Source organism: Abiotrophia sp. HMSC24B09 (assembly GCF_001815865.1).
Classification (GTDB): domain Bacteria; phylum Bacillota; class Bacilli; order Lactobacillales; family Aerococcaceae; genus Abiotrophia.
In genome coordinates, this window is record NZ_KV822214.1 from 75,351 (window position 1) to 96,091 (window position 20,741).

At 48.8% G+C, this 20,741-nt stretch carries 17 protein-coding genes; 3 read left to right on the forward strand and 14 right to left on the reverse strand.

Annotated elements, in window-relative coordinates:
- From HMPREF3093_RS09045 to HMPREF3093_RS09060, 4 genes are all read right to left on the reverse strand, one after another.
- Positions 1 to 920, reverse strand: a 920-nt coding sequence (locus tag HMPREF3093_RS09045; RefSeq protein WP_143227702.1) for a YSIRK-type signal peptide-containing protein, incomplete at its 3' end; no start/stop codon positions are given.
- 329 nt (positions 921 to 1,249) lie between these two features.
- Entirely contained in the window at positions 1,250 to 3,256 is a 2,007-nt protein-coding gene (locus HMPREF3093_RS09050; RefSeq protein ID WP_070756715.1) for a YSIRK-type signal peptide-containing protein, read from the reverse strand.
- A gap of 311 nt (positions 3,257 to 3,567) precedes the next feature.
- On the reverse strand, positions 3,568 to 4,179 hold the full coding sequence (locus HMPREF3093_RS09055; RefSeq protein WP_070756717.1) for a class I SAM-dependent methyltransferase: 612 nt from the start codon (positions 4,177 to 4,179) through the stop codon (positions 3,568 to 3,570).
- 23 nt (positions 4,180 to 4,202) lie between these two features.
- On the reverse strand, positions 4,203 to 5,153 hold the full coding sequence (locus tag HMPREF3093_RS09060) for a type I phosphomannose isomerase catalytic subunit (protein ID WP_070756719.1): 951 nt from the start codon (positions 5,151 to 5,153) through the stop codon (positions 4,203 to 4,205).
- A gap of 109 nt (positions 5,154 to 5,262) precedes the next feature.
- Here HMPREF3093_RS09060 and HMPREF3093_RS09065 point away from each other — a divergent pair, with 109 nt between their 5' ends.
- On the forward strand, positions 5,263 to 6,114 hold the full coding sequence (locus HMPREF3093_RS09065) for a Cof-type HAD-IIB family hydrolase (protein WP_070756721.1): 852 nt from the start codon (positions 5,263 to 5,265) through the stop codon (positions 6,112 to 6,114).
- 170 nt (positions 6,115 to 6,284) lie between these two features.
- Here HMPREF3093_RS09065 and HMPREF3093_RS09070 read toward each other — a convergent pair whose 3' ends face one another.
- The 7 genes from HMPREF3093_RS09070 to HMPREF3093_RS09100 all read right to left on the reverse strand — a co-directional run bounded on the left by HMPREF3093_RS09070 (position 6,285) and on the right by HMPREF3093_RS09100 (position 14,345).
- Positions 6,285 to 7,277, reverse strand: a complete 993-nt coding sequence (locus HMPREF3093_RS09070) for a 2-hydroxyacid dehydrogenase (RefSeq protein ID WP_070756723.1) — start codon at positions 7,275 to 7,277, stop codon at positions 6,285 to 6,287.
- Between the two features lie 207 nt (positions 7,278 to 7,484).
- Positions 7,485 to 8,021: a tRNA adenosine(34) deaminase TadA gene (gene tadA, locus HMPREF3093_RS09075; RefSeq protein WP_180363306.1), complete on the reverse strand. Its 537-nt coding sequence runs from the start codon at positions 8,019 to 8,021 to the stop codon at positions 7,485 to 7,487.
- Positions 8,022 to 8,025: 4 nt separating this feature from the next.
- Positions 8,026 to 8,904, reverse strand: a complete 879-nt coding sequence (locus HMPREF3093_RS09080; protein ID WP_023391540.1) for a PucR family transcriptional regulator — start codon at positions 8,902 to 8,904, stop codon at positions 8,026 to 8,028.
- A 24-nt stretch (positions 8,905 to 8,928) separates the two neighbouring features.
- Positions 8,929 to 11,439, reverse strand: coding sequence for an ATP-dependent Clp protease ATP-binding subunit (locus tag HMPREF3093_RS09085; protein WP_070756725.1), 2,511 nt, complete (start codon positions 11,437 to 11,439; stop codon positions 8,929 to 8,931).
- Between the two features lie 19 nt (positions 11,440 to 11,458).
- Positions 11,459 to 11,923: a CtsR family transcriptional regulator gene (locus tag HMPREF3093_RS09090; protein ID WP_035364070.1), complete on the reverse strand. Its 465-nt coding sequence runs from the start codon at positions 11,921 to 11,923 to the stop codon at positions 11,459 to 11,461.
- Positions 11,924 to 12,218: 295 nt separating this feature from the next.
- On the reverse strand, positions 12,219 to 13,556 hold the full coding sequence (locus HMPREF3093_RS09095; protein WP_070756727.1) for a bifunctional metallophosphatase/5'-nucleotidase: 1,338 nt from the start codon (positions 13,554 to 13,556) through the stop codon (positions 12,219 to 12,221).
- 21 nt (positions 13,557 to 13,577) lie between these two features.
- Entirely contained in the window at positions 13,578 to 14,345 is a 768-nt protein-coding gene (locus tag HMPREF3093_RS09100; RefSeq protein WP_070756729.1) for a MurR/RpiR family transcriptional regulator, read from the reverse strand.
- 190 nt (positions 14,346 to 14,535) lie between these two features.
- Here HMPREF3093_RS09100 and HMPREF3093_RS09105 point away from each other — a divergent pair, with 190 nt between their 5' ends.
- The gene (locus HMPREF3093_RS09105; RefSeq protein ID WP_070756731.1) at positions 14,536 to 16,251 is read left to right on the forward strand and encodes a PTS transporter subunit EIIC; all 1,716 of its coding nucleotides are present in this window, start codon (positions 14,536 to 14,538) and stop codon (positions 16,249 to 16,251) included.
- A 3-nt stretch (positions 16,252 to 16,254) separates the two neighbouring features.
- Positions 16,255 to 17,013: an HAD-IIB family hydrolase gene (locus HMPREF3093_RS09110; protein WP_070756733.1), complete on the forward strand. Its 759-nt coding sequence runs from the start codon at positions 16,255 to 16,257 to the stop codon at positions 17,011 to 17,013.
- Between the two features lie 238 nt (positions 17,014 to 17,251).
- On the opposite strand, the gene HMPREF3093_RS09115 is transcribed toward HMPREF3093_RS09110, so the two are convergent.
- From HMPREF3093_RS09115 to citF, 3 genes are read right to left on the reverse strand one after another with little or no spacing between them, the layout of a single operon-like run.
- Complete coding sequence (locus HMPREF3093_RS09115) at positions 17,252 to 18,646, reverse strand: oxaloacetate decarboxylase subunit alpha (protein WP_070756735.1); 1,395 nt, start codon at positions 18,644 to 18,646, stop codon at positions 17,252 to 17,254.
- A 15-nt stretch (positions 18,647 to 18,661) separates the two neighbouring features.
- A complete protein-coding gene (gene citX, locus HMPREF3093_RS09120) occupies positions 18,662 to 19,216 on the reverse strand; it encodes a citrate lyase holo-[acyl-carrier protein] synthase (RefSeq protein WP_070756738.1) in 555 nt (184 codons plus the stop codon).
- Complete coding sequence (gene citF, locus HMPREF3093_RS09125) at positions 19,209 to 20,741, reverse strand: citrate lyase subunit alpha (protein WP_070756740.1); 1,533 nt, start codon at positions 20,739 to 20,741, stop codon at positions 19,209 to 19,211. Before citF ends, citX begins: the two co-directional genes overlap by 8 nt.

The window sequence follows — 20,741 nt, forward strand, 5'->3', positions numbered from 1 at the left end:
CTCGGTTTCTCTGCTGGTGGCGTTGGCGCTGGTGTCGCGTTGGTGCTCGGTTTCTCCGCTGGAGCCGTGCTAGTGTTTTGCTTTTCAGGTTTGGTCGCTGACACCGGTGTCACATTGGCGCTCGATTCCTCTGGTTGCAGTGTCGGCAAAACATCTGCACTTGGTTTCTCAGACTGCACTGACGCCACAGGGCTTTCACTACTTACTCGCGTGGATCTTTCACTGGAGGATTCTGAAGAAACTACTGACTCGAGCTTGCTCGTCGCACTAATTGCACTATTACTAGAAACATTAGGTCCCACTTGCTCTAGCTCACTGGCAGGAAAATACCCTACATAGTCATAACCTTCAATACTTAACTTTGGATTGGGTAATGCTTGCCCTACAGTTGTTTGAAAGCTTTGATTAAACTGTTCCAGTAGGCGTGTCTCAACCGCCTGTAAACTTGGGGCCAGCAAAACCTGTCCCGCCATGGTTATAACCATCAGACTAGTCAAAGCCTTCTTCTTATCACGAACTAAGCCGACGGCGAACACAAGCAACGCCGCACCGGCTGCTAGACCTAATAGGGTTGATGATTCGCCTGTGACTGGCAAATGATTTTTCCCTGTATTTGCCTGATAAACAAAATAGTAGACTTGATCTGCCTCAGCAATTTGGCTAGGGGTTCCTGCTTTAATGGCTTGGCGCTGTTCCAAAGATAATTCCTCAATAGATACATACCGATACTGAGTGGACACTTGTTTGGTTACCTGTTGAGAACTTGTAACTGTCGTGGCAGTCTGTGCCTGAACGACAGGTGCCGCTACCGCTGGCACAAAAAAACTTCCTACTACAACGGAAGCAATCCCAACAGAAAATTTCCGGATGGAAAAACGTTGGACTGTATTAAGGCTGCTAGAGCTCTTAGATTTCTTCATTGAGTTTTTCCCTTTCTTAGTAAATTATTATTCGCTAGTGTATTTTACCACAAAAAAAATAATAAATATATGCTTAAACTGTAATTTCTCATATTTTATTGATAAATCAATGGTTTTCATTGTTGCCAAAAATAACCGAACAGTCTAATTAAAGCAACACATGGCGTAACCAACTAATAACATCGAGGTTTCATCATTTTATAATTTCTTAATATCTCGATTCATAGCTTCATCAAACAACCTGATTGCGCAAAAAGAGTGTTGATAGCCAGAACTATCAACACTCTTTTTTATGCTACTATCTCAAACAATTAGCTTATCTATCGAGATTACGGTTGCGCTTCTTTAGACTCTAAGTTATCCAAAATATACTGTAAGCCTTGAGACCGAGTTTCAACTGACTGAGTCATTGCTTCAACATCTTTCTCGGTTGCTTCCGAGTCCTGAATCACTGATTGCGCATTTTGTAAAGTTGCTTGAGTCTTAATCACTTCATCTATTAAGCCCAAATTTCTCGCTATGTTAAGTTTTGCGGTTAAGGACGACATCGCTGCTTGTAAAGCCGATTTGTCCACTTGAGCTACTAAAAGACTGGCTAGATTCTCAGAATTGTTGACCAATTCCTGAACTTGTTGGGTGAGAGCATCAATATCTGCTTGCTCTGCCGCATCAGCTTTCCCCTTGAGGACTTGAGCTTGATTAGTGAGTGCTGTCAAACTTTCCTTAGTTTTAGCAAGTTCACTCTCAAAAGTTGCAATAGAACTAGGGGTCTTACCATTCTTAGGTGTTGCTTCTATGTTAGCAACCTTAGCCTGAGCAGCCTGCAATGAGGCATCTAAAGCTTTATAATCTAGCGTTTTTGATGGAGCTGGGGCAGGTTGCTGAGCCTTTAACTTATACGTTAAATCTTCTATTAGGGCTTCAACTGATTTCACCATTGCCGCTACATCTTTCTCGGTAGCATCTTGATCTTTAACCACTGAACGCGCATTTTGCAAAGCCGCTTGGGACTTGATTACTTCATCAATTAACCCTACGTTTTTAGCTTCTTTAACCAATTCTGCTAAAGCCGTCATCACCGTTTGTAATGGCGTCTTGTCTGCTTGAACAATTAGGTTATCGGATAATTTAGATGCCTTATCAGCTAAGTTCTGAACTTGCTTAGTTAAATCGTTAATCGCCACTTGCTCAGTATTTTTAGGATTACCTTTGAGCTCTTGCGCTCTGCTAACCAGTGTGTCTAAATCCTTCTTAGCATTTGCTAATTCTTCCTCAAAAGCTTTCACGGACTTCGGAGTCTTATCGCTAAGTTTAACAGCCTCTAGATTAGCCACTTGCTTATTCACTGCCTGTAAAGCAGCGTCTAAGTCTTTGAAATCTAGCGTTTTAGGTGGCTCTGGTGCTGGTGTTACACTTGAATTGGATTCTTCAGCAGATGCCTTTGATTCAGAAGTTTCACTTGCACTTGATTCCGCTGAAGACACTTTTGATTCAGATGTTTCACTTGTGCTTGATTCCGCTGAAGAAGCTTTTGATTCAGATGTTTCGCTTGCGCTTGATTCCGCTGAAGAAGCTTTTGATTCAGATGTTTCGCTTGCGCTTGATTCCGCTGAAGAGGCTTTCGATTCAGAGGATTGACTTGCGCTTGATTCCGCTGAAGAAGCCTTAGATTCAGTTGATTCACTAATCGCACCATCTACAGAAGCATTAGGTGCTACTTGCGCCAGCTCCTGAGCGGCAAAATACCCTACATATTCATATCCTTCTATCTGAACTTGAGGATTTGGCAAGGCTTGTCCCACTGGCGTTTGGAAACTTTGATTGAATTGTTCTAGCAATCGCGCTTGAGCTGCTTGTGAATTCGGCACCAATGCTACCTGTCCTGCTAAGGTCACAAGCATTAAGCTGGTCAGTGCTTTCTTCTTATCACGAACCAAGCCAACTGCAAATACAATCAAGGTCGCGCCTGCTGCAAGCCCCAACAAGGTGGATCCTTCACCAGTAACTGGTAATTGACGAGCACCTCGTTTTGCTTGATAGACAAAATAATAAACTTGATCCGCTTGGGCAATTTGACTAGGAGTGCCTGATTTGATTGCTTGACGTTGCGCCCAAGTTAACTCTTCAATCGCAAGGTATTGATATTGTGTCGTTACTTGTTTTGCCACTGAATGAGTGTTAGATGCTGGTGTAGTGGCCTGTGCATTCACAGCGGGACTAATCAATGCTGATGCAAAGAAACTCCCCACTACAACAGATGCAATACCAGCCGAAAATTTTCGGATGGAAAAGCGTTGAATTTGTTTAAGGCTGCTGGAATCCTTAAGTTTTTTCATTGTGTATTCCCTCTCTTTGATTATAATTTGTCGGTCATTTGTTTATTTTACCACACTATTTAGCAGAAAGATATACTAAAATTTGTTTTTCCCTATTATTCTCAAATCAGAAAGTAAAAGACTAGTTATAAAGAGCGTTCGACTAATCTTTAAGGCTCTAACTATAGTGTCATGCTCCATTAAGAATTAACACTATACCTATGTCATCATCTTGTAATAATAGTGGTTTTGATGCTCGATTTTTATTCATATATACAAATCACAAAAAAGCCATTTTGATGAATCAATCAAAATGGCTTCTGTAAAATTTACTATTTTGTCTTTTGGCTTTTCAAAATCCAATAACCCTTATCTCGAGTCACTAACTCAACATTCCCAAAGACTTCTTCCATAAAAGTTTCCATAGAAGGAGCGCCTTGTTTTTTCTGAATTACGAGCCATAATTCACCGCCAGGTCTTAAATTAGCCTGAGCTGAGCGTACGAATTGTTGGATAACCTGCATGCCGGCCCGAATAGGTGGGTTGGTCACCACAAAATCCGGTGCTTGACTAGCTTGCCATTGGCCTGCGTCAGCCAGTTGGTAGGCTGTATTCTCTACTCGATTGAGCTGGCTATTGGCCTGCGCCAACTGGTAGGCACGTTCATTAATCTCGACTCCTGTAACTTGAGCTTGAGGATATAATTTTGCTAAAGCAATTGTGACCGGCCCGTAGCCACTCCCCAGTTCTACTATTTGATAAGTCCCTGCAGGAACTGAATCTGCGAAAGCTTCCACTAACACCTTGGAACCATAGTCCATGCGCTGTTTAGAAAAGACGCCATTATCGGTCTGAAAACTCAAAGTTAAGCCTGCCACACCATCTTGAATCTGGTGTAAAGAATGCTGACTGGTGGGACTAGATTTAAAGTATTGTTCACTCATTATCTGCTGATACACTCCTCTATTTAAGCTGGATGGGAACTAATTAAGGTCAGCTTCCCTTCCAAACAAATTTCTGTAACACCGTGCGGCAAAATAAAGGAACTTGCCAAATCTAAGTCATAAGCGACACCGTCCAACCATAGTCGGCCTTGCCCTGCAATGACGGTTGCTAAGGTATAGGCATTATCCAGGCTTAAAGTAAGGCTATCCACGACTTCCCACTTGGTCACAGTGAAAAATTCATTTTCTAGGTATTGGATAACTTGGCTGTCACCAACTTGCTGAGTCTTGACTTGCAAGTGACGCTCTGGATCTGGATAGAAAGTGACATCCGCCGCCTGCTTAAGATGCAAATCACGGGGATTGCCTTGGGTATCACGACGATCATAGTCGTAGACACGATAAGTGGTATCAGAGCTCTGTTGTGTTTCCAGAATGACCACCCCTGCACCAATCGCATGAATGGTCCCTGCCGGCACATCAAAGAAGTCGCCCGCCTTAACTGGCACCTCCACTAAGAGGTCTGACCAACGCCCTGCCGCTACTAATTCTTCGAATTCTTGTCGCGATTGAGCCTTATGCCCATAAACAATCTTAGCTCCTGGCTCCGCAGAAATGACATACCAACATTCCGTCTTACCAAGCTCCCCTTCATGTTCAAGTCCATAGGCATCATCAGGATGGACCTGCACAGAAAGCTCGGCTGCTGCATCTAGGATTTTAATTAAGAGAGGAAAGACAGTTTGACTAGGATTCCCAAATAATTCTGGATGCTCTCGATAGAGCTGATCTAGGCCCAGTCCTGCATATTCGGCAGGACTAATGACGGTCGACACCCCATTAGGGTGGGCACTAATACACCAAGCTTCCCCTACCGTGTCGCTAGGACCTTTGAGGCCAAATTCTAGTTCAAGTTTACGGCCACCCCATATCTTATCTTGTAACACAGGCTTTAAGAAAATCGGTTGTGTCATCTCTATCATCCTTTCTAAGCTAAATTTTCTCGCTTCTATCATACCATTTTTTGACGATTTCGTGGTACACTATTTATACGAGAATTATGACGAATTATGGAGGTTGCCGATGATTAAACTCTTTGCATCCGATATGGATGGGACCTTACTGAACCCAAACCATGTCATTAGCGACACTACCGCCCAAGCCATTCGAGACCTTCAAGCTCAATCGGATATTGAGTTTCTGATTGCTACCGGACGAGATTATCGGTCTGCTAAGTGGCTCCTAGATCAGCATCAACTGACCGCTCGCATCATTGCCGTCAATGGCGCTGCAACTTATGACGTTAAAGGAAATTTGGAGGATGTCTTCGCCCTTGATTTGGCCGATACCCAGACCCTTATCGAACGATTTGCTGTGCCTGAAACTCAGATTTTGGTGTCGCTCAAGTCTCTGAACGGTTATTATGTCAATGACCTGTCTCTCTATCGGCGACGCATGGAAGCTTTCCTAAATCGCGCCAAGGAAGCTGCTAGCAATGATAGTCTGGCCCAGATTGAACTCCACTTCAAGGAGCTTCAACCCCTTGAGGATTATCGACCTGACTTGGATCCACCACTTAAGCTTATGCTGATTGACCGGCGCCCTGAAGTCTTAGAGTCTGCCCGCCATTTCCTCAAGGACTTTGCTATTGATTTAACTTCTTCTGGCCCAGATAATTTAGAAATTACCAGTCTCAAGGCCCAAAAAGGCTTAGCTATTGAAGCCTACTGCCAGCACCATGGGTTCACTAAGCATCAAGTCCTAACCATCGGAGACTCGGCCAACGACCGCTCTATGCTAGCCATGTTCCCTAATAGTTATGCCATGGCTAACGCTAGTCAAGCCATTAAAGACTTAGCAAGCTATGAGGCCCCTAGCAATGCAGAAGACGGGGTAGCCCATACTATTTATCAACTTTTATCTAAGTTAGGATAACTTATAACTAAGTGTCCTAAAAATTTAGCTAGCTAAGATGGACTAGCAAGTGAAGCCTATATTTTCATATTATCCTACTATAATAAATAAAGCGAAAGGACTAAGGCGCTGCTTAAGCGGCACTCAGTTCTTTCGCTTTTGTCTATTTTCGAGGCAAATTCTTTATTTACCTAGAAATCATTGCTGCATTCTCCTGTTTCCAGATAGTCCTTGAGGTTATTAAAGCTGGTTTCCACCATGTTCTCTACTGCCTCATCGGTGTAGCTACCCATGTGAGGAGTTAATAAGACCTTAGGATAGAGGTCAACCAATTTCTTAACTGCAGGGTCGCTAATGTCTTGACCACGCAGGTCCTTGAAGAAGACTTGGCTCTCGTTCTCTAAGACATCTAAGCCCGCCCCAGCCAAATGGCCAGATTCGATGGCTTCAATAATGGCATCCACATCCTGCAACTCACCGCGCGCAGTGTTGACCAGAATGGCCCCTGGCTTCATCTTGCTGATGAATTCCTTGGTGATGACCTTGCCATTAGCTGGAATGTAAGGTGCGTGAATGGAAATCACGTCTGACTTAGCTAAGAGCTCATCCAGTTCTACTTGGGTGCAGATATGATCTACTCCTTCTTTTGGAAAGGCGTCGTAAGCTAAGACATTCGCGCCCAAGCCCTTGAAGAGCGTTGCGGTCGTCAAGCCAATCCGGCCAATCCCAACCACACCAACGGTACAGTTACGGATTTCCTTAGAAAACATTTGCTCGTGGATACGAAAATCATGCTGGCTAGTTAAGTGCGTTGTATAGGCGACATTCCGCAAGAGGGTCATGGCCAAGGTCAAAGCCAATTCAGCAATCGCATTAGGTGAGTAAAAAGGGACGTGTGCTAACTTGAAGCCCAATTGCCTAGCATAGGCAAGATCGATATGGTCGACCCCTACTGTCCGCGTCAGGACATATTCTACCCCTAATTTTTTGTAGATATCTAAGACCTCCTTAGTAGCCCAGCAATTACCACGTAAAATAACGGCCTGACAACCCTCAGCTAACCAAGCCTCTTCCGGACCCGTTAGGTAGTTGGGGACACAAACTAATTCATAACCAAACTTCTGATTGGCTAGGTCAAAAACGGGTCTTTCGATATCGCGAACACCATATGCTAATACTTTCATTATTGCTTTTGCTCCTTGCACTTACTTCTTGAACGAAGTAGGGGATTTAATGTTTCTATTTTAGCACAATCCAAAGCCGATGTTGATTAATTTTCATGAAAATGGATAAGTTTGTATCTCAAATATTCGTAATACTCCTAGCCAAGCAAAAAACGCTCAAGACCTGCCCTTTAGAAGGCTGGCTTGAGCGTTCATTTTTTGTATTAATTAGTCGGCTTGTCCATCCGCTAGCTTGGCTTGCGCTTTACGCCACTTATTGCGCTTGCGGAGGCCTTGGAAGAAGGTCTTGAGCTTGTCACTACACTGGGCTTCCAGCACTCCCTTAATGACTTGAGGCTGATGGTTGAAGCGGCTGTCTTCCAAGAGATTCATGAGACTGCCGGCACAACCGCCCTTGGGGTCACTGGCGCCGTAAACCACCTGATCCACCCGCGATAAGACCAGGGCACCCGCACACATAGGGCAAGGTTCCAAGGTCACATAGAGGGTACAGCCCTCTAAGCGCCAGGCGCCTAGGGCTTGGTTGGCGGCTTCAATGGCCAGGAGTTCGGCGTGGGCCGTAGCCTGGTGGTTGACCTCCCGCAGATTGTAGGCTGAAGCCAGGAGGACGCCATCCTTAACTAAGAGGGCGCCGATGGGCACTTCGCCTAGGGCTTGGGCCTGGTCAGCCAGTGCTAGGGCCTGCTGCATCCAATATTCGTGCTGGGCCAAGTCGGTGGGCGCCAGTTGGCTTGCATCCATCATGGCCTCACCCCTTATGTTCCAGAGCCAGGTAGCTGACAATCAGATCTGTCAGGTGTTGCAGGTTGAGCCCTGTCTCCTTGGTGTATTTGCTGAGGCGATAGGTCAAGGTATTGCGATGAATATAGAGTTCATCGGCTGCCTGACTCAGGTTGCCCTGGTGTTCAAAGAGGGCTCGCACCGTCGCCGCATAGTCGGGATTGTGCTTGAGGACATCGTGCAGTCGATCCATAAAGGCATACTGCTTGGTCACTTCGCGCCCTACCAGGCGCAAGAGGACTGAGGTTAGGGGCACAATTTCAGGCTCCATAATCTGAGACAGAATACTGTGAACCAGACGCCGCTCATCTTGGAAATGGGCCACATAATCCTGGTCCAACTTGGCTACTAGGCCGACACAACCTCGGGTCACCGTCTCAAAGTCAATGTCCAAGGTCTTAATAATGTCCACCAAGGCGCCAACGTGTTCCATGCCTCGAAGGCAGACTAGCCAGCGATTGGCTTCATCCGGAATGACCACTTCAATGGCTTCCAGAGAATCTTCCAGGGTTTGCTGCCACAAGACAGGGTCGAAGGTCTCTGACTTGGCCTGCATAATCAAATAGATACAGACCAGACTGCCCCGCATTTGGCCTTCCAGTGGCTGACCTTCTAGGAGAAAGGCCCGCCAGGCCTGTTGATGTGGCGCTAAATCCACGACCGGCACCTGGGGTGTGGCCTTGGCCAAGCTCATCATAAGCAAGAGTTCTTCTTCCTTGCTAGTCAGGTCAGCCTGAGGAATGGCTAGGCCTTGATCCCCCAATTGGACAATCAGATAGCCGGGCAGCACCGCATCCGGTGCGACTGCTTGGGCCTGGGGATAGAGTCTTTGCAGTTGTTCAAACATGGGCTAGCTCCTGTCTTAGATTATTTAGGCTTTGGCTTTGGGCTTAGCTTTAGCCTTGCTTGAGCCAGCCTCATGGTCCTTAGCGGCAATGTTGATCTTACCGGACCGGCCACCAATGGTCACCGAGTCCCCGGTGACAATGCTGCCGCTAAGCAGCAATTCACTGAGTTGGTCCTCAATTTGTTTTTGAATGGCACGGCGAATTGGACGCGCCCCGTATTCTGGGTCGAAGCCGGCTTCGGCGATAATGTCTACCGCTGTGTCGGTCACCCGAGCCTTGATGGCCAGTTCGCCTAGGCGCTTGATAATATCCTTAGTATGGAGCTTCACGATTTGGCGAATTTCTTCCTTAGTTAAGGAGTGGAAGACCACCGTTTCGTCAATCCGGTTGAGTAATTCTGGACGGAAAGAACGCTTGAGCTCTTCACGAATACGTTTTTCCATGGCCAGGTGGTCAGCGGTAAACTGCTTAGCCCCAAAACCGACGGATTTCTCATCCCGCAGGGCGGTTGCCCCTAGGTTAGAAGTCATGATAATGATGGTGTTGCGGAAATCGACTTGGCGACCCTTGGAGTCGGTCAAATGCCCGTCGTCAAAGACTTGGAGCAGGATGTTGAAGACATCCGGGTGGGCCTTCTCGATTTCGTCTAGGAGAATGACAGAGTAAGGTTTTTGGCGAACCTTCTCGGTCAACTGGCCACTTTCTTCATGGCCTACATAGCCTGGAGGCGAACCAATCAGGCGAGACACGGTGTGTTTCTCCATGTACTCGGACATGTCGACCCGAATCATATTGTCTTGGGAACCAAACATGGCTTGGGCCAAGGCCTTGGCCAATTCGGTCTTACCAACCCCGGTTGGCCCTAAGAAAAGGAAGGAACCAATTGGACGGCCTGGCGCCTTGAGGCCTGAACGAGCCCGGCGAATAGCACGTGATACAGCAGACACGGCTTCCTCTTGGCCAATAACTCGTTGATGAAGCTCCCGCTCTAGGTTAACCAGGCGTTGGCTTTCTTTCATGGCCATTTGGGTCACTGGGATGCCAGTTGACAGGGCCACGACTTGAGCCACTTGTTCTTCATCTACGACTAAATGTGCTGGCTGGCCGGCCTGAGCCTGGGCTTTCTTGCGGGCCCGGGCTAGGCGTTTTTCCAGTTTTTGTTCGGCTTCGCGAAGGCTAGCTGCCTCTGGGAAGTTGCGGGCTAGCACAGCTTCTTCCTTATCTGCCTGCAACTTGGCCATTTCCTTCTCGAGGGCGAAAAGGGGATCATGAGAGACGGCTTCTTCAATCCGAACCTTAGCGGCCGCTTCATCGATTAAATCGATGGCCTTATCAGGCAAGGAGCGTGACGTAATGTAGCGGACACTAAGTTTGACCGCCGCCTCAATGGCTTGGTCAGTAATGGTAACGGCGTGGTGAACTTCATACTGGGTCTTGAGCCCTTGCAGAATCTGGATGGTTTCTTCAGGGGTTGGCTCGTCTACTTGCACCTTAGAGAAACGACGTTCCAAGGCCGCGTCTTTTTCAATGTATTTCTGGTATTCACTCAGGGTTGTTGCCCCGATGACTTGGATTTCACCCCGCGCCAGGGCTGGCTTGAGGATGTTGGCTGCATCAATAGCCCCTTCAGAGCCACCGGCCCCAATCAGGGTATGGAGCTCATCAATGAAGAGAATGACTTGGCCGTCAGCCATGACTTCTTCCACAATGCGCTTCATGCGCTCTTCGAACTCACCCCGGTACTTGGTCCCAGCCACCAGGCTCCCCATATCCAGCATCATGAGGCGTTTCTTGGCAATATCGGCCGGCACGTCGCCTGACACGATGTGTTGGGCTAGGCCTTCTGCCAGGGCAGTCTTACCTACCCCAGGGTCCCCAACAAGGACAGGGTTATTCTTCTTACGACGGCTGATGATTTGCAGCATGCGTTGGACTTCCTTCTCGCGGCCCACTACTGGGTCCATCTGACCTTGCTTGGCCATTTGAGTCAGGTTGCGAGCAAAGGAGTCCAAGGTCGGCGTCTTACTTGGCGCAGTCTCGCTAGCCTTTTGGGTCCGCGCTTGAGGCTTGCTTTGGCCCATTGGCATCTTATCAATGCCGATGGCTTGGTAGACGGCCTTCTTAAGGGCATCCAAGTCGACGTCTAGATTGCGTAAGATTAAGGTCGCCAGGATTTCTTGTGGCAGCATGGCTAATAGGAGGTGCTCAGTCCCAATTTGGCGTGCGCCCAAGCGCTTAGCTGTATTGGAGGCATCCATGATATTTTTCTTGGCGCGCGGCGAATAAGGTAAGGTTACTTCCCCCCGCGGCATAGGCGCCTCTACATCGCCGTGGATGGCCCGCAACTCGTTCAGAATTAGTTCCGGGGTCACGCCAAATTCACGGAGAATGACGCCAGCAATCCCACGTTCTTCGCGGGCTAGACCAATCAAGATATGCTCGGTCCCAATGGCTGAATGGCGCAATTGGTAGGTGGCCTCAGCCGCCATGATCATGACTTGATGGGCGCTCTCGGTAAATAGTTCTTCAAACATCGCGTCTTCACTCCTTTTCTTAATAGCTGTATTTGAGTTGTTGCAAAAAGGTCTTGAGCAATTGGGCGCGAGCCGCCTGTTCCTGCTCACTGATTTGATGGAGGACGGATTTTTCAATCACGGACAGGATTAAGGTCCCCTCGCGGTTAGTAATCAGGCCCTTGCCAATCAAATTCTCAATCATATGAATGCCGTTGCGTTGGCTAATCTTATCGCCCACTAATTCTATCAGCTGATCAATCAGGGCTGCCTCGTCGGCCAATTCAATCTTGAGAATGCGGATATAGCCGCCACCCCCCCGCTTACTTTCGACCAGGTAGCCGTGCTCCTGGGTAAAGCGGGTCTTGATGACATAGTTAATTTGTGACGGGACACAGTCGAAGTGCTCCGCGATGTCACTACGTTTGATTTCGACATGCTCTTGGTGCTTGAGGAATTCCTTCAGGTAGGCCTCAATGATGTCGGTCATATTGCGGCTTGACATGTTACCCCTCCTTACATTGACTTTCTTTGACTATTGTACACCAAATCAGACCTTTTGCCAACCTAATTGCTTGGCCTAGGGCTAAAGAAAAAGGAGCCTGAGGCCCCTTTTTATATAAATGATTATATATTTGACTTTTCATGAGTGGCCGGGGCCAAATCCCGGTCTGACAGGCTTTTGCCGCCAAAAGACGAACGTTTCCGGCTAATTTCTGACTTTTCCGGTCTGAGACTCCCAAAAAGCCAGAATTTTTGCCCTCTCAAACCCTATTTAATAGTGTAACTATTAAATAGGCTTAAGCCTCTTGGGCCAGGTAGGCCACCAAGGCATCCAGGTCGCTACCCAGCTGCTGATCCAGCAGCTGGTGACGGGCCAAGCCCTCATAACCATCCCGGCCTCGTCCTAAGAAGTCGTTGGTCACCAGCTGATAAGTGGCCTCAGGGTCCAGTCCCTTGACTGCCTCTTCAAGCTCTAAGGGCTGGCCTTGACTGTCAATCATACGAGGATAGTGGCCGGATTCCAGCGCCTCCTTGAGGTCGGCCCCCGTCACTTCCAGGACCCAGAGCTGGCAGCCAAAGGGCAGAATAGCCAGAGCCTCCTCATAGGTCACCGGCCCCTGATCCAGACTGGCGCGGACGCCTCGCCCATTAATGAGGCTAAAGTCCACTTGCCAGCCCTTAGCCCGAGCAGCTGCCGCATAGGCCCGGCAGACCAATTGGCTGAGATTGGTATGGCCCTGACTCAGGGCCTCCCGACTGCCATCCAGGGCCTGGCGACTTTGGCCAATGACTTGGCTAATGCGCGCCTGGGCCTGACTTTGCCAGATTTTGAGTTCCTTGGCTACCGGACGGGCAACCTTGGCATAATGACTTAAATCATGTAGTTGGTAGTGGCCGAGCTGGTGGCTGCCATCCGGATGGAGCCAGAGACTAAGTTCGCCTAGCAGACGACCATAGTAGCCAGCCTGCACCACCAAGGTCTGGCCGACTAGGGCGGGTTGCTCTGTCACCGTATGGGTATGGCCTCCGATGATGGCGGCAAAGTCCGGCACTTCTTGGGCCAGCGCCAGGTCCGTCTCATAACCCAGATGGCTTAAGAGAACAAAGTGGCTTGCCCCAGCCTGACGGGCCAAGGCCAGATTCCGTTCTAAGGCCAGACGAGGCTCTTCAAAGCCAATCAGTTCCCCTGGCGAAGAATTATCCAGAGTTTCCAGGGTTGTGGCTGCTAGGACAGCCAGCCGGACACCGTCCGCCAGGTCATAGAGGCGGTAAGGCGCCACTTGTTGCGCCGCCAAATCAGCCAAAGCCGGCTCCCGGCTAAAGTCCAGGTTACTGGACACAAAGGGCACTCGGGCTTGGGCCAGATAGGAGGCCAAAAAGCTAGGTCCCAAATCAAATTCATGGTTGCCAAAAGTGACCGCATCATAACCCAACTGGTTCAAGAGGGCAATTTCCGCCTGGCCGGCAAAGAGCTGGAAGTAAGGGCCACCCACAAAGAGGTCCCCAGCCCCCAGCAACAAGCTGGCTTGATACTGTGCTCGCAGGCCTTTAATCAGATGGGCGCGCTGGCCAAATAAATCCAGATAGGAATGGGTGTCATTGGTATGAAGTATGCCAAGTTTTACAGCATGCATGTATCAATCGCTTCTTTCTACCTAGGCCTGCTCTTGTTGGGCGGCCTGGCGTTTGAGTAAGGTCTCGAAGAGGAGGGTTCCGGCCAGGTTGAGCATGAGCCGGGACCGAATCTTCTTACGCGCCTTGGGCGCATCATAAATCTGAATCAGTTGATCACTGAGTTTGGCCAAAGGATGATGGATCAGGCTGGTAATGGCCACAATATGGGTCCCCTTTTGGCGAGCCTTGAGTAGGGTCTCATTAACCGTCTTGTTGGCCCCGCCTAGGGAGAAGACCACGATGACATCTTCTTTGGTCGCAATATCAGGAATGCGTTCAATACTATACTGTTCGAAGAAGTCATTGGCCCAGACATCAATGAGCTTGAGCTTACGGTTAAAGTCGGACATGGGCATATAGCTAGACCCAATCCCCACGCAGAAGACCCGACGCGCCGCCAAGACCCGATCGGCCACCGACTCGAAATCCGCCTGGTCTAATAGGGCCATGGTCCGTTGGAACTCGTCCGTCAATTGGGCCTTCATCAAGTCAAAGTGACTGGCCTCCAGATGATAGGACTCCTGATTGGACTCCTTACTACGGCGCAGGTCATACTTGAGTTCATTGAAGGTAGCATAGCCTAACTTCTTACCTGCCCGCACAATAGTCGAAGCTGATAAATGCAGGGCCGCCCCAATAGACTTAAGGGTCTGGGCCTCGATATTGTCCTGCTTCATGAGATAGTCGATGACTTCCTGTTCATAGACCGATAATTCTTCATAGTGAGCCTTTAGATTGACGAAAAACATGTCATCCCTCCTGATCCCCTAAGGGTTTACATTTCTATTGTACCACAGCGGGGAGCCACCACAAAATTTAGAGGTAATTTTACCTCTTGGAGTCAATTTTATCTTCCTTGGGAACTTTTTAGCATATTTTACTAAAGCGTTTGCTTTTTTGCTAGAATAGACTTATCAAATTATGAAGGAGCGACTAGCAATGAGTCAAAAAAACAAATTTGTTTATGCCTTTGAGCAGTTTGGCCGATCCTTCCTCTTACCTGTTTCGGTCTTGCCAGGGGCCGGGATTATTAAGGGGATTGGGACTGCCTTCTCTAACTCAGATACCTTGAAGATGTTCCCCGTTCTTCAGAACCAAATCTTCCAATTCATTATGAAATTCTTTATTACTTTAGGGGACACAGCCTTCAACAACCTACCTATCATCTTCGCTGTCGGCGTCGCCGTTGGTTTAGCCAAACGCGAAAAAGGTTCTGCTGCCCTATCCGGGGTGTTAGGTTTCATCGTCCTACACTCTGTCCTCAACTTCCTCTTAGTCCAAAGCCATCGCTTGGTGGATACCAGCAAGTTATCCAGCGCTGAAGCTAAGCTAGCCATGGCCAATGCCATGCAGACTAAGGTCATGGGGATTCAAACCCTGGACCTCAGCGTCTTCGGTGGGATTATCGTCGGGATTGTGGTCTTCTTCGTTCACCGTTGGGCGGTTAAGAAACAATTACCTGCCCTAATCGGCTTCTTCAGTGGTCCACGTTTCGTACCGATTGTGACCATTGTTGCCATGGCCTTTGTCTCGGTTATCCTCTTCTTTATCTGGCCACCAATCCAACAAGGGATTTCGATTTTGTCCGTCTTCATCCTGAAGTCTGGTCCGCTAGGTACCTTCCTCTACGGGCTAGTTGAACGGGCACTCCTACCATTTGGTCTCCACCATGGGCTGAACTGGCCAGTACGTACCACTGAATTAGGTGGGACCTGGACCATCAATGGCGAACGCGTTGTAGGTACCATCAATGCCTACCTAGCCTCCCTTGCGGATCCTAACATTACTTCAATCGACCCATCCATTACCCGTTTCAACGGCGGGAAATTCGTTTACTTCATGTTTGGTTTATCTGGGGCTGCCTACGCTATGTACAAGACAGCCGATCCTAAGAAACGTAAAGTCGTAGGCTCTCTGCTCTTCGCAGCTGCTGGTACTGCCTTCTTAACCGGGATTACCGAACCAATTGAATTTACCTTCCTCTTCGTTGCCCCAATCCTCTATATCGCTCATGCCTTCATGGCGGGTGCTGCCTTATTAGTAATGCACCTCTTGGGTGCTGGGGTGGCAACCCCAACCGGTCACGGTTTTATCAACTTAATCATCTATGGCGTCCTGCAAGGGCCTAAGACCCACTGGTGGTTAGTCTTCATCGTCGGCGTACCTTGCTTCATCCTCTACTACTATGTCTTCCGCTTGCTCATCCTCAAATTCGATTTGAAGACACCAGGTCGTGAAGATAGCGATGAAGTCAAACTTTCAAGCAAGAAAGAAGCGCGTGAAAAACTGGGTGTTACCATTAACCAAGTAGGTCAAAACAACAGTAACAATGACTTACACCCTGAAGATCAAGCCCTACTAAACTCAGGCACTGCCATGAAGACCATTCCTGACAGTCCCGAAGGCATCCATCAACAAGCCCTGGGCTTGATTGCCGCTCACGGTGGCCCTGACAACATTGAAGAAGTCAACGCCTGCATCACCCGCCTGCGGATTAATGTCAAAGACAAAACCCAAGTAGATAAAGACACCATCGTTCACCAACTAGGTGCCCTAGGCTTCGCCGAAAACGACATGCAAATGCAATCCATCTATGGGGCCCACGCCAATGTCTTGAAAATGGAGATCCAAGACATCCTCGGCATGGAGGAATAAGTCATGCGTAACCTCTTTGTGACAGACTTAGATGGTACCTTCGTCAAGGATTCTGTCACGGTCAATGCAGCTGATTTGGCGGCCTACCATACCGCCAAAGAGCTGGGCGACTTCTCCATCGCCACTGGCCGCTCCCTGGCAGAGATCCAGTACATTGTCCAAGGCAATGACCTCGATGTCACGCATATGATTGGCTTTAACGGCGCGGTGGTTACCCGCTATGCCCAACTCCTGGCCGAGCATCACTTACCTGAAGACGTTACACCCAAGCTGCTGGCTTATTTCAAGGAGCACAAATTAATCTTTGATGCCCTAGACGGTCAACGTCGTATCGGTAACTTCGACCACGAGCATAAGCAACGGCTCTGGAATATGCCTTTGATTTGCTTGCCAGACCCTTATCCAGCCTTGGAAGGTCATCGCCTCTACAAGGTCAATGTCCGCCCAAGTGCTGAGACCGCCGACTTCTACCTTGCTGACCTGCAGGCCAAGTTTCCTCAACTGGCTACCTATAAGTCAGGCTCTACACGGCTGGAAGTAACGGCCCAAGGGGTCTCCAAGGCCTCCGGCTTAGCCATCATCCGGCCTGACTATGACCGCCTGGTAGTCTTTGGCGACTCAGGCAATGACAGCGACATGTTCGCAGTGGCTGACATTTCCTACTGTATGAATCATGCCCCAGTCGAGGTTCAAGCCCAAGCCACTCACGTGGTAGCTAGCTTCGCTGACGCCATGACCCATTTCCAAGCACACTATCTATAAAGCCTCAAGGCCCGCCTCACTTCCTTCACTTCCGCGGGTATAGGACAAAAGGCAGCTAGCCCTTACTAGGCTAGCTGCCTTTTTTGTTCTCCCTATCTATCAATCTATCTATTGATAGATAGGGTCTGAAGTCCCCTTTTTTACGTGCTGATTTACTCACAACTTTTCAACTAGTCCTCTATTTCCTGGCCCGACCCAACAAAAAAAGAGGACGGGAATTCCTCCCATCCTCTCTAGCTTATTGTAAATCCAGGGAAACTTCCACGGTCTGCACAGGCACATCATAGTAGGGATCTTCCCGGCGGCCTAGGTAATCCTTGGCTTGTTGTGGGAAGAGGGCATACATGAGTAAATCCTCGTCAGACTTAGCGTAGTCCTTAATTTCTTCCCGCAATTCTGGTAATTGCGGCTCAATCAAGTCAGCAGGTCTTACTGTTACAACTTCTGCGTCCCCAATGATGGTTTGCTTGACTTCTGGATCAATCTTGGCAGGCGCTTGACCATAGTGGCCTAGCACATAGTCCTTGATTTCCTTAGGTACCATCTTGTAACGTTGGCCAGAGATAACGTTCATTACCGCCTGGGTCCCTACCATTTGTGATAATGGGGTTACCAGTGGCGGATAGCCTAAGTCAGCCCGTACTTTTGGTACTTCAGCAAGTACTTGATCATACTTATCAGCCAAACCTTGTTCGGTTAATTGGCTGAGTAAGTTGGATAACATACCGCCAGGCACTTGATAAATCAAGGTCTTAGGCTCAGTATCCTTAACCTTAGGATTGAGCACACCTTCAGCTCGGAACTTATCGCGGATGCCGTTGAAGTAAGCTGCTGCCGCTTCTACTTCTTTCATATCCACACCTGTCTTGAAGCCTAAGTCTTCTAAGGCCAAGACCATAGATTCGGTAGCTGGCTGGCTAGTCCCGCCAGAGAAGGATGACAAGGCCGTGTCGATAATGTCGGCCCCTGCTTCCGCTACCTTGAGGTAGGTCATCTCAGAAATCCCGCTAGTTGCATGAGTGTGGACTTCCAAAGGTAAATCTACCTTATCCTTGATACGGCTAACCAATTCATAACCAGCTTGTGGTGTTAGAACCCCTGCCATATCCTTGATACAGATAGAATCTGCCCCGAATTTGGCCATGCGTCCTACCAAGTCTACATAGTAGTCGATGGTGTGGACTGGGCTAGTGGTGTAGGAAATAGCTGTTTGGGCTAAGCCCCCTGCTTCCTTGGTTGCTTCAATCGAAGTTTGTAGGTTGCGTACATCGTTCAAGGCATCGAAGATACGGATAATATCAATCCCATTTTCGACTGATTTTTGCACGAAAAGCTTAACCACATCGTCCGCATAGTTACGGTAACCGAGCAGGTTTTGACCCCGCAAGAGCATTTGTAACTTAGTGTTTTTGACCGCTGCGCGAATTTGACGCAGACGTTCCCATGGATCTTCGTTTAAGAAGCGGATGCAAGAGTCGAAGGTCGCACCGCCCCATACTTCCAGGGCATGGAAGCCCGCTTGATCCAGGGTTTTCAGAATTGGCAACATATCTTCCGTCGTCATACGAGTGGCAATTTGGCTTTGTTGGCCATCCCGTAAGACTGTTTCAGTGATACGAATTAATTTGCTCATAGTTTATTCCTTTCCTTAAGGGGATTCAGTCTGGGCCTCATAGTTAGCAACAGCCTGACTGATATAGGCCTGCATATCCGCTACTAAGTGTTGGCGTGAGCGGGCACACTGCTTGGCGTCTGCTTGGCAGAGGAAGCACTGGCGTGGGGCCAATCCTAACTGCCGGCGACTGATCGGGCAGGGTATGCCTTCCACCAGTTCCAGCACATCCAAGTCCAGTAGACGACCTAAGGGATGCTTCCCTTCAAAGGCCACTAAATGCCGCTTGACTAGCTCTGCCTCCTGGCTAACCACCCAATAGGCCTCTAACCCTGTCACGGCCTCCACCAGATCCCGGTAGAGGATCGCCTCTTGGGCCAAATGGTCACCGACGAGCTGGGCTAGCTGGTGACCGATTTTGGACAGTCCTTCAGAGTTTTTGACAGGTCCCGGCGTATTGAGGGTCATGGAGACCAAGACGGCCGGCGCATAGGTCTCGAGTAAGTGGCTCTGGCGCTGGCTCCGCGCCTCGCGGGCTGATAGAACCTGGCCCAACTGGACCTCAGGTCCATCAAAGAGTCCCTTAGACATTGCGCACCACGTCGATGACGCTACCGTCACGATATTCGATGACCGCTACGACCTTGTCCCCGTATTGAATCGGTTCTGGGTTGCCCACAATGCTGTAGGCTTTTTCTTTGAGTTCTTGGATAGTGTATTGAGGCACCTTGAGAGACTTGAAGTGTTCGACTAAGTCTGGACGGTTAGGGTTAACCGCAATCCCAATCTCAGTGACGACCACGTCCACGCTAGTCCCTGGTGTTACGACCGTATTAACAGAGTCTACGAATGTTGGAATGCGGCCACGTACTAATGGCGAAATCACCATGGACATCTTAGAAGCAAAGGCGGTATCACAGTGACCACCAGAAGCACCACGGATAACCCCGTCAGAACCCGTCATGACATTGACGTTGAAGTCAGTATCGACTTCCAAGGCAGACAAGATGGCGACATCCAAACGGTTAACCATGGCCCCTTTGGACAGTGGGTTAGCGTACATGCTAGCGTCGATTTCGTAGTGGCCTGCGTTGCGACCAAGGGACACTGCAGATGGGTGGTCAAAGTCTTGTACGTCGATGACCTTCTCAACGAGGCCTTCTTCTAAGAGTTCAACCATGGCATTGGTAATCCCACCTAGCACGAAGCTGGCCTTAATGCCGTCTTTAATCATTTGTTCGCGGATAAAGCGGGTTGCAGCTAGCGAAGCACCACCCGTACCTGTTTGGAAGGAGAAGCCTTCCTTATAGTAAGGAGAACCTGTAATCACCTTCGAAGCATATTCTGCAATCAAGAGCTCTTTAGGGTTCTTGGTGAAGCGAGTTGCCCCCTTAGCAATCCCTTGAGGATCCCCAATGGCATCTACTACGACCACATAGTCCACGTCTGTTTGTGGAATGGAAATTGGGGTGTTTGGATATGGTACCAAGGAGTCAGTGATGACCACTACTTGGTCGGCATATTTAGCATCAATCATGGCATAACCTAGGGAGCCACAAGTCGCTTTCCCTTTGGTCCCGTTGACGTTCCCATATTCGTCAGAACTTGGGGCACCTAAGAAGGCTACATCAATGTGGATGTCGCCTGCCGTGATGGCGCGGGCACGTCCCCCGTGGGAACGAATCACCACTGGATTCTCCATAATACCGGAAGAAATCGCAGCCCCTAACTTGTCACGCAGACCACTAGAGGTAATGTTGGTGATAACCCCGTTTTTGATGTGTTCGATGAGGGGTTCATGTACGTTGGCAATTGAAGAAGGTGCGATGGAGAGATTTTTGATCCCCATTTTGGCAATTTCTTCCATGACCATGTTAATGACATAGTCCCCTTCACGGAAATGGTGGTGGAAGGAAATGGTCATGCCGTCTTTGAGGCCGGTCTTTTCAATGGCTTCGCGAAGGCTGCCCAAGAGTTTTTCTTGGCGTGGTTCAACGGGCTTTACCTTACGACTTGAAGCTTCATAAGGCTTAATCCGTGCCAGCTCTCCTTCATAGACGCCGTATTGATCGGCGATTGCTTGTGGAATTTCACGTCCTGCTTTGTTGACTACCAT